Origin of the sequence: Coprobacillus cateniformis (genome assembly GCF_009767585.1) — a bacterium.
GTDB lineage: Bacteria > Bacillota_I > Bacilli_A > Erysipelotrichales > Coprobacillaceae > Coprobacillus > Coprobacillus cateniformis.
Genome location: NZ_WSNW01000001.1, coordinates 1,630,224 through 1,645,497, shown reverse-complemented (window position 1 = coordinate 1,645,497; position 15,274 = coordinate 1,630,224). Strand labels below are relative to the sequence as shown.

The window sequence follows — 15,274 nt, the reverse complement described above, 5'->3', positions numbered from 1 at the left end:
GAGGATAAATTATGTATAAGATTTTATTGGTGGAAGATGATATCAATATTATAAATCATCTTTCTTCTTTTTTAGAAAAAGAAGGATTTCTTATCACGCATGTTGATGGTCAGAAAAAAGCTATAAATTTAATTAACAATCAACACTTTGATTTAGCAATTCTCGATATTTCATTAAAAGAAGGAAATGGTTATTCATTATATAATGAAATAAAGTCTTATAAAGATATTCCAATTGTATTTTTAACAGCAAATCAAGATGAATTTAGTGTTGTTACAGGATTAAATCTTGGTGCAGATGATTATATTTCAAAACCGTTTCGTCCTCGTGAATTGCTATCTAGAATCCAAAATATTTTAAGAAGATATCATAAACAAGAGACTTTTTATCAATATCAAAACATCAAAGTCAATCCCTTAACAGGAAAAGTCTTTAAAGATAATTATGAAATCTTCTTATCAGCTCTAGAATATCGTTTATTATTAATTTTCTTTTCTTATCCAAATCAACTTCTTACAAGGGAATTTCTACTAGAAGAAATTTGGAATATTACTGGAGAAGATGTTTCTGACAATACATTATCTGTTTATATGAAAAGAATTAGAAATAAAATTGAAGATAATCCACAAAATCCTAATATTATTAAAACAATGCGAGGATTGGGATATAAATTAGGTGATTAATATGATTTATATATGTATATTGCTTATTATCATTATGATAGCATTGATAATATGTATGATTTATAAAGAAAAACAAATTAAACAAATATCTCAACAGGTTAATGCTATTCTTTTTCAACAAAAAGATATTTATATTCCTTATTATAAAGAAGGAACTTTATCTTTTCTTGAAAGTGAAATTGTAAAATTAGTTAATCGTTTATCTGAACAGAATCGCTTATTATTAGAAGATAAAATAATATTAAAACAATCATTAGAAGATATATCACATCAAATGAAAACACCATTAACTTCTTTAAATTTAGTTCATGAAAGATTAAAGATGACTGAAGGAACAGATAAGAAAAAACTATTAAAAGAACAGCAGCTTTTATTAGATAAAATAGAGTGGCTTGTTATAACATTATTAAAAATAGCACAAATAGATTCAAATACAGTTACATTTCAGAAAGAAAATATATCTCAAAAAGAATTATATATCAAATTGGTAAAGCCATTTGAAATACAATTAGAATTAAAAGATATTTCTATTGAATTAGAAGCTGATCAAACATATATTGAAGATATTGATATCTTATGGACTTTAGAAGCATTATCTAATATTTTTAAAAATTGCATAGAACATACTGAACAGGGTGGAAATATCAAGATAATGATGAATAATAATCCTTTATATAGTGAAATTATTATCCAAGATAATGGAAATGGAATTGATTCAGAAGATTTAATACATTTGTTTGAACGATTTTATAAGGGAAAGAATGCAACTCAACAAAGTGTTGGTATTGGATTATCATTGAGTCATATGATTATTGAAAAACAAAATGGTACAATAGCAGTTGAAAATACATATCCAGGAGCGAAGTTTACGATTCATTTCTATAAAGAAGTGATCTAAACTTTTTTCTTAAATGACAATTTTGTCACGAATGAGTCATGGTCTTGTCACCTTGACATTATATAATAAATGGTGTAAAGGGGAGATAATGATGAAAATATTAGAAGTTAGAAATTTAACTAAAATTTATGGTCAAGATGATAATCAAGTTATTGCTTTGAAAGATGTATCATTTACAGTAGATAAAGGTGAATTCATTGCTATTGTTGGATCATCAGGTTCTGGAAAAAGTACTCTACTCCATTTAATTGGTGGGGTAGATAAAACGACAAGTGGTGATGTTATTATTAATGGTGTCAATGTATATCAGCAAAATGAAGAACAATTAGCTATATTGAGGAGAAGGGAAGTAGGACTCATTTATCAATTTTATAATTTGATACCAGTTTTGACAGTTGCTGAAAATATGACATTGCCAGTCTTATTAGATAATCAAAAAGTCAACCATGAAAGATTTGAAGAATTAATTCATATTCTTAATTTAGAGAATAGAAAAAATCATTTACCCAAAGAATTATCTGGTGGTCAACAACAGCGTGTTTCCATTGGACGTGCTTTGATGAATGCACCATCTATTGTTTTGGCAGATGAACCTACAGGGAATCTTGATTCTAAAAATAGTCGAGAAATAGTCGATTTATTAAAATTAACACAACGTAAATATAAGCAGACATTAATTATGATTACTCATGATGAAAGAATAGCTATGCAAGCAGATAGAATTATTGTTATTGAAGATGGTCAAATAAAAAAAGATGAGGTTCTTCATAAATGAAAATTATGAATAAATTAACATTAAGATATCTTCAACAAAATAAGAAAAGAACCATCTTAACAATTTTATGTATATCTGTTTCAGTGATTATGATATGTTGTATAGGAATTTCATTATATTCTGGTAAACAATTTTATAAACAATATATTGAACATACTTCAGGATATCATCATTATACTATTGTCAATAATAATAAAGATATTATTCAAATCATAAAAAATGATCCAGAAGTCAAAGAGTATTATTTTTCTAGTACATCATTTTATTCTGTTGATGATAAAAAAAATGATGTATCATTAAATTTAAAACAAGGAGATTATACTTATTTTGAAAAAGAAAACTTCGATGATTTGTTAATTAAAGGAAGATTACCAAATAATCATAAAGAGATTGCTATTTCACAAAAGTATTTAATTAATAACCATATTCAAAAGAATATGGGTGATACAATAAGTTTAAAAGAAGATGACACTGGAAAATTAAAAACATATTTGATTGTTGGTCTCATTAATGATTATGAAGCACAATCTTATTATAAAAAATCATTTAATGCTTTAAGTTATATTGATTTAAATGATCCGCAATTATATTATACTATGTATGTTATTGATAAGGATTTATCAACAAATATTTTTAAACATTGTGAAAAATTAAATCATGAAATTAATGAAATGTTAAATCAAACAAGTGATTTTAATAATATATTCTATAATTCACAATATTTAGGGATTCAGGATATCTTTGAAGAAAATTCTCAATCAGCATTTTTAACACTTTATAATATGGTCGCGATATTATTATTTGTTATTATATTTATTTCATTCTTTATTATTTATCAAGCTTTTAATCTTTCAACTCATGATAGAATCCAATATTTAGGAATGTTATCAAGTGTTGGAGCAACATCAAAGCAAAAGAAAAGATCTGTTTATTTTGAGGGCGCTATTTTATCTTTAATCTCTATACCTTTAGGTATTTTTATAAGTTATATTGGAATGACAGTAACATTCTTCTTCATTAATAAATTAGATGCTATTCAAATTATGGGTGTTGAAATTCATGCTCAAATATCAATATTTTATTTATTCATTGTTATTTTATTATCATTATTAACAATCTTTATTTCGCTTTATTTACCAGCTAGAAAAATATCTAAAATCTCAGTCATTGATGCATTAAAGAAAAATGATGAAATTAAAGTTAAAAAATATAAGTTAAAAACAAGTTCTTTTTCTAAAAGATTTTTAAATATTTCTCAACAGTTGGCAGTTAAGAATTATAAGCGACAGGGAAGACGTTCAAAAGTCATTGTCTTATCATTAGTTATTTCTATGGTTGCTTTTATTTCAATATTTAGTTTTGGTCAAAGATTAATGAAAGTATCAAATAATGCTAATCCTTTTCATTTATATGATATAGAAATGTATATTAATGGTGATCAAGTTCCTGAGATTACAAAATTATTAAGTACGCATGATAAAGTTGATGATTTTTATAGTATAAGTGGAGATATTCCAGTGAAAATGAAACTTGATAAGAAATACTTAAAAATACCTAAAAATAATCATGTTTATAATCAAAAAACAGATGAATATAATGTTGTTTTTATTGGAATGAGTGAGAATAAAAGGAAAGAGTTATGTGAATTAAATGGCATCAAATATAGAAATGATTTGGCATTAGTTTATAATGGTCATTTTACAGATTATGATAATGCTGATAACAAGACTTCTCATTATCAAGAGCGCTTTATCAAGGAGGATAATCTTTTCATAAAAACACCAATCTATTTTGAAAATGTAACTTATAATCAACGGGGTGAAGAAGAAAAAATAGAAAGATTGCAACTAGAACCATTAACATCATATGCATTCATTGATAATGATAAATATAAATCATTGTATGGAATTGATAGTCAAGGAAGTTTGTATATGATTGTTTCTACTGATTATGTATTTCAACAAAATTTGGATTATTATAGTTCTTTGAGAGTATTTATTGCATCTCAGCAGCATGTTGAATTAACAAAAGAATTAGAAGATTTAGGATATAATATTGAAGATCATACTCAAAATTTTATACAAGATCGTCAAATCTTCTTAATTATAGAAATTTTCATTTATGGGTTTGTCTGTATAATGATTTTCTTTACAATGCTTAATATTATTAATATGATGAGTGCTAGTATTGAAAAGCGTAAGAAAGAATTTGGGATGATGTTAAGTGTAGGAATGAGTCCTCATGGTATTCATAAGATGATATGGTATGAAAGTTTTATTTATGGAATGAAAACATTACTTTATGCAACACCAATAAGTATTTTTATTGAATGGTTGTTATATAATCAAATTCATATAGATGATTATTATTTTTCTATTTCATATATTGCATATATTATCTCATTTTTAGTTATTATGTTTGTTATGCTATTAACTTTTCATACTGGTTTAAATAAGTTTAAAAAACAAAATATTATAGAAACACTGAAAGATGATATGTAGGTAGAAATTTCTACCTACTTTTCATTTTTCTTCTTAATTTTCATTTTAAGAGACTTTTATATAAAAATGACTCTGAGTATGTTTTTGAATAAATATTGAATATGAGCCATAAAAACTATTATTTTCAATGAATTTGTGCTATAATGTTAACAGTTTGAAAAAGATAGGTGACTATAAATATGAAAGAAATAAGAATTAATACTGAGTATATTACTTTAGGTAAATTTTTGAAGTATGTAAATGCTGTTGACTCTGGAGCAATTGCCAAAATTGTCATTTCTGAAGGTGAAGTTTTCGTCAATCAAGAAATTGAAACCAGAAGAGGAAGAAAACTAAGAGATAATGATACTGTTTCTTATGACGGTGTAGATTATTTGATTCGTATAGACAATGAAAATTAATCATATTGAATTAAAGAATTTTAGAAACTATAAAGATTGCTCTGTTGATTTTGATCCTTTTATTAATATTTTTATTGGAAAAAATGCACAAGGAAAAACGAATTTATTAGAAGCTATTTATATTTTATCTTTATCTAAAAGTTTTAAGACAAAAGTTATTGAAGAGTTCATTTATTTTAATGAGGATTTTGCTAAGATTCATGGTCGTGTTAATTCTCATGAAAAAGATATTGATTTAGAAGTGGTCTTATCAAAATATGGTAAAAAAGCGATTATTAATCATAAAGAGATTAAAAAAACAAGTGATTATGTTGGATATTTAAATGTTGTTTTGTTTATTCCAGAAGATCTTATGTTGATAAAAGGAAGTCCTCGTTTAAGAAGAAAATTAATGGATATGGAGATTTCAAAGATATCTCCTATTTATATGTATAATCTTAATAAATACAATAAGCTTTTAAAAGAGAGAAATAAGTATTTAAAGATGTTGCATGAAAAGCATCGTAGATATGATGAATATCTTGATGTTTTATCTGAGCAGATGGCAAGACTTCAAGTTGATTTAATAAAGAAAAGAATTGAGTTTGTTGATTTATTAAATGATATTTCGTCTACAATGTATGATTATATTTCTTTACATAAAGAAAAATTGAGAATTGAATATAAATGTATATATAAAGATTTGAGTTATGAGGGAATCTTAGAGAAATATCAAAAGAATTATCAAAGAGATATTTCTTATAGTCAGACTGTTGATGGATTACATAAAGATGATATGTTAATGTCTTTAGATGATAAAGATGCTGTGGCTTATGCATCTCAAGGGCAACAAAGATCTATTGTATTAGCAATCAAGATTGGATTACTGGAATTGATAAAAAAAGAAATAGGAGAATATCCTATTCTCTTATTGGATGATGTTATGAGTGAATTAGATGATGTCAGAAAAACAAAATTATTGAATCTTATTCAAGGTAAAGTACAAACATTTTTGACGTCTACATCAATTGATGGTGTTCATCACCAAGTTATTGATATGGCTAAAAAAATTATGATAGAAGATGGACAGGTGAAAGGAGAAAGCAATGGAAGAGAATAAAGTAGAACATAGTTATGATGAGTCTGATATTCAGGTCTTAGAAGGATTAGAGGCTGTTAGAAAAAGACCAGGTATGTATATTGGTACAACTTCAGCAAGAGGTTTACATCATCTTGTATGGGAAATTGTTGATAACTCTATTGATGAAGCTTTGGCTGGATTTTGTAATGAAATTAAGGTTATTTTAGAAAAAGGTGACATTGTTAAAGTTATTGATAATGGACGAGGAATGCCAACAGGTAAACATGCAAAAACTGGTAAAAGTACAGTTGAGACGATTTTAACTGTATTACATGCTGGTGGTAAATTTGGAGGCGGTGGTTATAAAGTCTCTGGTGGTTTACATGGTGTTGGTGCGAGTGTTGTTAATGCTTTAAGTGAGTGGTTAGAAGTTCATGTTCATAGAGAAGGACATATTTATTATCAACGTTTTGAAAAAGGTGGAGTTCCTGTTGGTGATTTAAAAATTATTGGTGATTGTGATGATACTGGAACAATTGTTTCATTTAAAGCTGATCCACTTATTTTTAATGAAACGACTATTTATGATTATGATACATTAAATCAAAGAATAAGAGAGTTAGCATTCTTAAATAAAGGATTAAAGTTAATTTTAGAAGATCATCGCAACGAACCATATAAGAAAAATGAATACCATTATGAAGGTGGTATTAAAGAATATGTTGCATACTTAAATAGAAATAAGACAGCTATCCATGAGGAAATTATCTATGTAGAAGATGAAATAGATGATATTAAAGTAGAAGTGGGTATGCAATATAATGATGGGTATCAACCAAATATTTATTCTTTCTGTAATAATATTAATACACATGAAGGAGGAACTCATGAAGAAGGGTTCCGTCTGGCTTTAACAAGAGTAATTAATAATTATGCTAAAAATAACAATTTTTTAAAGAAAGATGATGAATCTTTAAATGGTGATGATTGTCGTGAAGGGTTAACTGCCATTATTTCAGTTAAGCATCCTGATCCGCAATATGAAGGACAAACAAAAACAAAGTTAGGAAATTCTGAAGTCCGTAAAATTGCTAGTAATATTATTTCTGAAGCTTTAGATAAATTCTTATTAGAGAATCCAGATACAGCATCAATTATTATGAATAAAGCAATTGTTGCGAGTCATGCGAGAATGGCTGCGAAACGTGCAAGAGAAATGACACGTCGTAAAACAGCTTTAGATAGTATTGCTTTACCTGGTAAATTGGCGGATTGTTCATCTAAAGATCCAAGTGAATGTGAAGTCTTTATCGTCGAAGGGGACAGTGCCGGTGGGAGTGCAAAGATGGGAAGAGATAGAAGAACTCAAGCTATCTTGCCACTTCGTGGTAAAATTTTAAATGTTGAAAAAGCAAGATTAGATAGAATTTTGGGAAATGCTGAAATTCGTTCTATGATTACTGCTTTTGGAACAGGAATTGGTGATGAATTTGATATTAGTAAATTAAGATATCATAAAATTGTTATTATGACCGATGCCGATGTCGATGGAGGACATATTAGAATCTTAATGTTGACATTCTTATATCGTTTCTTAAAACCATTAATTGAAGAAGGATTTGTGTATGCTGCTCAACCTCCATTATATTTATTAAAACATGGAAAAGAGGAACATTATCTCTATAGTGACTATGAACTTGAGAAATTAAAAGAAGATTTAGGTCCAAATGCTAAATATAATATTCAACGTTATAAAGGTCTTGGAGAAATGAATGCAGAACAATTATGGGAAACAACAATGGATCCTGAAAATAGACTTTTGTGGCAAATTGATTTAGATGATGCAATGCAGGCTGATGCAATGTTTGATACATTGATGGGAGAGAAAGTTGAACCTAGACGTGAATTTATACAAGAACATGCACAAGAAGCTGAGCTTGATTTATAGTAAAGGAGAGAAATAATGGAACAACGTGGAATTAAGAAAAGACTTCTGACAGAAGAAATGAAGAAATCTTTCATTAGTTATGCAATGTCAGTTATTGTACAAAGAGCATTGCCTGATGTGAGAGATGGACTCAAACCTGTTCAACGTAGAATTGTTCATGGGATGAATGAACTTGGATGTTATAGTGATAAACCATATAAGAAATCAGCCCGTATTGTTGGGGAAGTTATGGGGAAATACCATCCACATGGAGATTCTTCAATCTATGAAGCATTGGTACGTATGGCACAAGATTTCTCTTATCGTTATATGATTGTTGATGGTCATGGGAACTTTGGTTCAATTGATGGTGATGGTGCTGCTGCTGCCCGTTATACTGAAGCAAGAATGTCAAAGATTTCAATGGAATTGGTAAGAGATATCAATAAAGATACTGTCAATTTTATTCCTAACTATGATGGTGAAGAAACAGAACCAGAAGTTTTACCAGCCAGATTTCCAAATTTATTGGTAAATGGAACAACTGGAATTGCTGTTGGTATGGCTACGAATATACCTCCACATAATTTAGGAGAAGTTATAGATGCTATTTTAGCTGTTTCTCATAATCCAGATATTACAATTATGGAATTGATGGAAGATTATATTCAAGGTCCTGATTTTCCAACAGGAGCATATATATTAGGGAAATCTGCAATTAAAAAAGCTTATGAAACTGGTAATGGATTAATTATCATGAGAGCTAAAACGGATATTATTGATATTCATGGTGGAAAAAAAGCGATTATTGTTAATGAAATTCCATATATGGTAAATAAAGCAAGATTAATTGAAAAAATGGCTGAACATGTTAAAGAAAAGCGTATTGAAGGAATTACAGAGATTCGTGATGAATCTAACCGTGAAGGGATAAGAATTGTTATTGAATTGCGTAAAGATGTTCAACCTGAAGTGATTTTAAATCAATTATTTAAATTAACATCATTACAAACAACATTTGGTGTGAATACAATTGCTTTGGTTAATAATGAACCGCAAACATTGAATTTAAAACAAATGATTACTTATTATTTAGATCATCAAGAAGAAGTCATTAAAAGAAGAACTGCTTATGATTTAAAGAAAGCAGAAGATAGAGCACATATCTTAGAAGGTTTAAAGAGAGCTTTAGATCAAATAGATGCTATTATTGATTTAATTCGTACATCAAGAACAACTGAAATTATTCAACAAAGATTGATGAGTGAGTTTGATATGTCTGAAAGACAAGCCAAAGCTATTCGTGAAATGCAATTACAAAGATTAGCTGGTTTGGAAAGAGAAAAGATTGAAAATGAATTAAATGATTTATTAACTTTAATTGCTGATTTAAAAGATATTCTTGAAAATAGAGAAAGAATTTTAGCAATCATTGAAGCAGAATTATTGCAATTAAAAGATAAATTTGCTGATAAGAGAAGAACTGAAATTATTCAGGGAACATTTGATTTAGAAGATGAAGATTTAATACCAGTTGAAGATATTATTATTTCATTAACAACAAATGGATATGTTAAACGTATGCCAGTTGATACTTATAAAACACAAAACAGAGGTGGTAGAGGTATTAAAGGTATGGCTACGAATGAAGATGATATTGTTGATTCATTAATTAATATGAGTACTCATGATGATCTCTTATTCTTTACAAACTTTGGTAAAGTTTATCGTATTAAAGGATACAATGTTCCAGAGTTTGGTAGAACGGCTAAAGGGTTACCAGTTGTAAACTTATTGAATCTTGATAAAGATGAATATGTTAAATCCATGATATCTATTCGTAAAGAAGATATTTTAGAAAAGAAAGCTGAATATTTATTCTTTGTGACATTGAATGGACTTGTTAAGAAAACCCATATTGATGAATTTGAAAATATTAGACAATCTGGTAAGATTGCTATTGGTCTTAAAGAAGATGATCAATTGGTTTCTGTTAAATTAACAACAGGGAATGCTCAAATTTTAGTTGCAGCCTCTAATGGTAAACTTATTAGATTTAAAGAGAGCGATGTCCGTAAAATGGGAAGAACTGCTTCTGGAGTAAGAGGTATTAATGTTGATGGTGGACATGTTATTGGTATGACAACTGATCAGGAAGGTCAGTTTATTATGGCAATTAGTGAGAATGGTTATGGTAAAATGTCGCCATTAGATGATTATCGTGAATCACATCGTGGTGGTAAAGGTGTTAAGACAATCAACACAACTGCTAAGACCGGTCAACTTGTTGCATTAAGAGCTGTTAATGGTGATGAGGATTTATTAATTATTACAAGTGAAGGTATTGTTATTAGACTTCCAATGGATCAAGTCAAGACAGCTGGTAGAAATACCCAGGGTGTTCGTTTGATCAAGGTTGCTGAAGGTTCTACAGTTTCTAGTGTAGAAGTTGTGGAAAAGGCTGAAGAGGATAATGAAGAACCTTCTGATGAAATTAAGGAATAGTATATTTGAAAACTACAGATTCAATATGAGTCTGTAGTTTTTTATGTTTGAATTCAATATTATTGTAAAGATAATTGATTAATCATTTCAATGTAAATTTTAGTAATTATATATTCCATGTTTTATTAATGACTCTAATTGATTTCCATCTGAACCATATGCGGATACAGAAAGCACAGTATCACATGTGTAAATATCTAATATATACTTTTGATTAGATATTATTTTATTAATTTCATTAATGTTTGAATCATAAAGTTTATAATGGTCTATATAATTATTTTGATTATATCCACCTGCAACAACCAGATTTTGATTATCAATATGTATATTATAATAATATAACATAGTTTGATTTGAAGATATTGGATCAAAGAATGCAAATGTATGATATCTAGAAGAATTATCTTTTTTAAAGACCTGTAAATAAAGTTGATTTCTATATTCATACAAATACAATTTTATTATTTCTTCTTTATAATGATTTTCTTTTTTTATATATATTGAATTTTTATCTATTATATTGTTTGTTAATGCAATTTCTTCAATAACTTGATTATGATTTCTTAGAAAAGAAGAATCAATTGATCTTAAAAATAAACCATATTCGATACTAAGTATTGATAAAGTTATTGAAATAAAAACAATTATATATTTTTTATTCATAGAATACCTCCTACATATATACTATTATTCTAGCATATAAGAAAACATAAATTGACAAATTTAGAGATATTTCATACAATAAGTCTAAAGTGGGTGGAATTATGGCAAAAGAAAAAAAGATTCAAATTAATCAGACTTTTAAAAATATAATTATACTTGTGATTGTTGCAGCTATTTTCTTTTTGGTAGGGAAGATATGGCCTAGTGGTGAAGAACCAACAGTAATGACAAGTGATTTGTTATCACAGCAGATTAAAGAAATTAGTGAATTAGCAACTGTTGAATATAATTATACAAATATGGGTAAATTTGAAAATCAGGCAACATTTTATGGATGGACTGTTCCATTTACAACAAAGAGTTTTATTATTTCATATGATGGTAAGATTAAAGCTGGTATTGATATGAGTATTGTGGAAGTTAAATTAAGTGGTAAGAAGATAACAGTGACAGTTCCAAAAGCAAAAATTCTTTCTCATGAAATAGATGAAAAGAGTATTGAAGTTTTTGATGAAACAAAGAATATTTTTAATCAGATTAGCATAACAGATTATCATCAATTTGCGATTGATCAAAAAGAGAAAATGGAAACAAATGTCAAAGAGAAAGGCTTAATTGAGGAAGCACAAAAAAAGGCAGAAACGACAATAAAAACATTCATCACATCATCAAATAGATTATCAGATGATTATGAAATAATATTTAAAGTTAGTGAGTAGGAGAAATCCTACTTTTTCTATTGAAAAATGGCTAGAATATAGTATAATGTTAGCAATTTGGGTATTTTTTAGGAGGTTATTTATGAAGTCAGCAAATAAAGGAAAAAAACTTGCAATGAAAATGATTATTGCGTTGGTTTGTGGTTTAATTGTAGGATTCGCTTGTATTTTATTAAGAGAGAATCTAATAGCCAATGGACAATCAGAGACTTGGACTACAATTAATAATATCTTTTTTCAAGATATTACTGTTGAAGGAGCTACAAGTGCTATAGGTATATTTTATATTATTGGTCAGCTGTTTGTGAATTCTTTACAATTAATTATTGTTCCTATGGTTTTTGTATCTATTGCATTAGCTATTTGTGTAATTACAGATACAAAAAAATTAGGAAGAATATCATCTAAAACAATTCTAACTTTTTTTATAACAACTATATGTGCATTGATTTTTGCTGGTATTATTGGAGCTTTGGTTTATCAAATTAATGCTGTGAATGCATCTGATATTGTTATTAAAGAAGGAACTGTTGGAACAAATCCATTAGCTATTATTTTATCCATTGTACCTAATAATTTTATATCTGCTCTGACAAATAATGGTGGTGTTTTGGCTATAGTGTTTCTTGCTGTATCAGTTGGTTTAGCAATGAATCAATTAAAAGATAAAACAAAAACAATTAAAAAGTTATTTATTGAATTAAGTGATATTATTTCTGTTTGTTTATCATTTATAATTAATAAATTTGCTCCATATGCAATATTTTGCTTATTAACAAGGACATTTGCAGCATATGGCATTGATTATTTAAAGCCAGCATTGGCATATGTTATTACAGTATTAATAGCTTTACTTGTCTATTTGATTATAGCATATCCAATTTATATTATGGTTATGGCTAAATTAAGTCCTAAACCGTTTATGAAGAAAATAGCGAAAGTTGCTTTATTTGGATTTTCAACATCATCAAGTGCTGCAACACTTCCTTTAAATAAACAAACAACTGTTGATGAAATGGGAGTGAGTGAACAAATTGCATCCTTTACATTGCCACTTGGGATGACAATTAATATGGATGGAACTGCTATTATGCAAGTTATCGCTGCTATTTTTGTAGCAGCTAGTTCAGGTTATGATGTTACATTTACATCTATGGCTATTATTGCTGTATTAGCATTAATTGCTTCAATTGGAACTCCTGCAGCACCTGGAGCTGGAGCAGTTATCTTATTTACGATATTAACTGGAATGGGATATACAAACGATGCAGCTTTACTATCTTATTCATTGATTCTTGCTATTAATAGACCTATTGAAATGCTAGTGACATCTTTAAATGTAGTAGGCGATTCTTCGACATCTATTATTGTTGCTAAAAAAGAGAACATGTTAGATGAGGATTTATATCATAGATAGTCTATAAATGTAGATATAGGGTTTATACCTATATCTATTTTTTAATTTACTCTTATTTTAAGAGTAAATGTGATTGAACTTCTAAATGGTTGTGGTATAATCTATGTGTTAAATCGATGCGTTGGATAAGTAAATAATAGAGTTATTATAGAGAACTGATGGTTGGTGTAAATCAGGATAGTTTATTATTGAAATCTCCCAACAAGAGAAGTTAATCACTTCCGGATGAACCGTTATCTCATATAAAGATATCATATTGATATGAAGTAGGGTGGCACCACGAGATATTCGTCCCTTGAAGAGGTGTTTTTATTTTATAATAAGGAGAGAGATAAAATGATTGATATTGCAAAATTAAGAGAAAATCCTGAACTTGTCAAAGAAAATATGAAGAAAAAATTTCAACATGATCGTTTACATTTAGTAGATGAGGCTTTTGATTTAGATAAAGTTTATCGTGAAACTTTAACAAAAGCGAGTGAACTTCGTGCTATGCGTAATAAATTATCTAAAGAGATTGGTCAATTTATGCGTGAAGGAAAAAAAGATTTAGCTGAACAAAATAAGGAAAAAGTCAATGAAATGGCTAAATTATTAAAAGAGTTGGAAGAAAAAGAGATTGAATTAGGTCCAAAATTGAAAGAAATTATGATGAAAATTCCTAATTTTATTGATGATTCTGTTCCAGTTGGAAAAGACGATAGTGAAAATGTAGAGATTCAAAAATATGGAGAGCCTATTGTGCCAGCATATGAAATTCCATATCATGCTGATATTATTACTAAATTTAATGGATTAGATAAAGATGCAAGTGGTAGAACAAGTGGGAATGGCTTCTATTATTTAATGGGTGATATAGCAAGATTATCTTCTGCAATGATTTCTTATGCTCGAGATTTCATGATTGATAAAGGTTTTACTTATTGTATTCCACCATTTATGATAAGAAGTGATGTTGTTACTGGTGTCATGTCTTTTGAAGAAATGGATGCAATGATGTATAAAATTGAAGGTGAAGACTTATATTTAATTGGGACAAGTGAACATAGTATGATTGGTAAGTTTAAGGATCAAATTGTTAAGGAAGATGATTTACCAATTACAATGACTTCTTATTCTCCATGTTTTAGAAAGGAAGTTGGAGCTCATGGTATTGAAGAAAGAGGTATCTACAGAGTTCATCAATTTGAAAAACAAGAAATGGTTGTTTTATGTAAGCCAGAAGATGCAATGGAATGGTATGATAAGATGTGGTCATATACTGTTGAATTGTTTAGAAGCCTAGATATTCCTGTGAGAACACTAGAATGTTGTAGTGGTGATTTAGCTGATTTGAAAGAAAAGTCTTGTGATGTTGAAGCATGGTCTCCTCGACAACAAAAGTATTTTGAAGTAGGGTCTTGTTCAACTTTAGGTGATGCTCAGGCAAGACGTTTAGGTATTCGTACTAAAGGGCAGGAAGGAACTTATTATGTGGCAACTTTGAATAATACAGTTCTTGCAAGTACACGTGCATTAATTGCCTTTATTGAAAATAATTATAACGAAGATGGAACAATTGATATTCCTAAGGCTTTACGTCCATATATGGGTGGAAAAGATAAGATTTGTTAAAAGAGTGACATTTGTCATTCTTTTTCTTTAGAAATTCTTATAAATTTTTTCACAAGATATACACACGAGTCTGTTAATATTATAAATGCTTAAAGAGAAAGTAGGTGA

General features: G+C 28.3%; 12 protein-coding genes and 1 other annotated feature. Of the genes, 11 read left to right on the top strand and 1 reads right to left on the bottom strand.

What is annotated here, in order from left to right; genetic code table 11:
* Nucleotides 1-11 precede the first annotated feature (11 nt).
* From GQF29_RS08315 to gyrA, 8 genes are all read left to right on the top strand, one after another.
* Nucleotides 12-683, top strand: coding sequence for a response regulator transcription factor (locus GQF29_RS08315; protein ID WP_008789029.1), 672 nt, complete (start codon nt 12-14; stop codon nt 681-683).
* A 1-nt stretch (nt 684) separates the two neighbouring features.
* A complete protein-coding gene (locus tag GQF29_RS08310; protein ID WP_054325223.1) occupies nt 685-1,581 on the top strand; it encodes a sensor histidine kinase in 897 nt (298 codons plus the stop codon).
* Between the two features lie 91 nt (nt 1,582-1,672).
* Nucleotides 1,673-2,356: an ABC transporter ATP-binding protein gene (locus tag GQF29_RS08305; protein ID WP_117769102.1), complete on the top strand. Its 684-nt coding sequence runs from the start codon at nt 1,673-1,675 to the stop codon at nt 2,354-2,356.
* Entirely contained in the window at nt 2,353-4,857 is a 2,505-nt protein-coding gene (locus tag GQF29_RS08300) for an ABC transporter permease (RefSeq protein ID WP_160340785.1), read from the top strand. Before GQF29_RS08305 ends, GQF29_RS08300 begins: the two co-directional genes overlap by 4 nt.
* Nucleotides 4,858-5,036: 179 nt before the next feature.
* Nucleotides 5,037-5,258, top strand: coding sequence for an RNA-binding S4 domain-containing protein (locus GQF29_RS08295; protein WP_008789033.1), 222 nt, complete (start codon nt 5,037-5,039; stop codon nt 5,256-5,258).
* Nucleotides 5,248-6,357 (top strand): DNA replication/repair protein RecF, encoded by a 1,110-nt coding sequence (recF, locus tag GQF29_RS08290; protein ID WP_160340784.1) that lies wholly within the window; start codon nt 5,248-5,250, stop codon nt 6,355-6,357. The genes GQF29_RS08295 and recF overlap by 11 nt, the downstream gene beginning before the upstream one ends.
* The gene (gene gyrB / locus GQF29_RS08285; protein WP_008789035.1) at nt 6,344-8,266 is read left to right on the top strand and encodes a DNA topoisomerase (ATP-hydrolyzing) subunit B; all 1,923 of its coding nucleotides are present in this window, start codon (nt 6,344-6,346) and stop codon (nt 8,264-8,266) included. The genes recF and gyrB overlap by 14 nt, the downstream gene beginning before the upstream one ends.
* A 15-nt stretch (nt 8,267-8,281) precedes the next feature.
* The gene (gene gyrA, locus GQF29_RS08280; RefSeq protein ID WP_008789036.1) at nt 8,282-10,750 is read left to right on the top strand and encodes a DNA gyrase subunit A; all 2,469 of its coding nucleotides are present in this window, start codon (nt 8,282-8,284) and stop codon (nt 10,748-10,750) included.
* A 99-nt stretch (nt 10,751-10,849) separates the two neighbouring features.
* Here the strand turns inward: gyrA and GQF29_RS18625 are convergent, their stop codons facing one another.
* Complete coding sequence (locus tag GQF29_RS18625; protein WP_236916407.1) at nt 10,850-11,416, bottom strand: hypothetical protein; 567 nt, start codon at nt 11,414-11,416, stop codon at nt 10,850-10,852.
* Nucleotides 11,417-11,517: 101 nt separating this feature from the next.
* On the opposite strand from GQF29_RS18625, the gene GQF29_RS08270 reads away from it, so the two are divergent.
* The 3 genes from GQF29_RS08270 to serS all read left to right on the top strand — a co-directional run bounded on the left by GQF29_RS08270 (nt 11,518) and on the right by serS (nt 15,166).
* Nucleotides 11,518-12,135: a DUF4230 domain-containing protein gene (locus GQF29_RS08270; RefSeq protein ID WP_017144017.1), complete on the top strand. Its 618-nt coding sequence runs from the start codon at nt 11,518-11,520 to the stop codon at nt 12,133-12,135.
* 82 nt (nt 12,136-12,217) lie between these two features.
* On the top strand, nt 12,218-13,552 hold the full coding sequence (locus tag GQF29_RS08265; RefSeq protein ID WP_160340783.1) for a dicarboxylate/amino acid:cation symporter: 1,335 nt from the start codon (nt 12,218-12,220) through the stop codon (nt 13,550-13,552).
* Between the two features lie 107 nt (nt 13,553-13,659).
* Nucleotides 13,660-13,851: a binding site (T-box leader), on the top strand.
* A 37-nt stretch (nt 13,852-13,888) separates the two neighbouring features.
* On the top strand, nt 13,889-15,166 hold the full coding sequence (gene serS / locus GQF29_RS08260; protein WP_008789041.1) for a serine--tRNA ligase: 1,278 nt from the start codon (nt 13,889-13,891) through the stop codon (nt 15,164-15,166).
* Nucleotides 15,167-15,274: the final 108 nt, after the last annotated feature.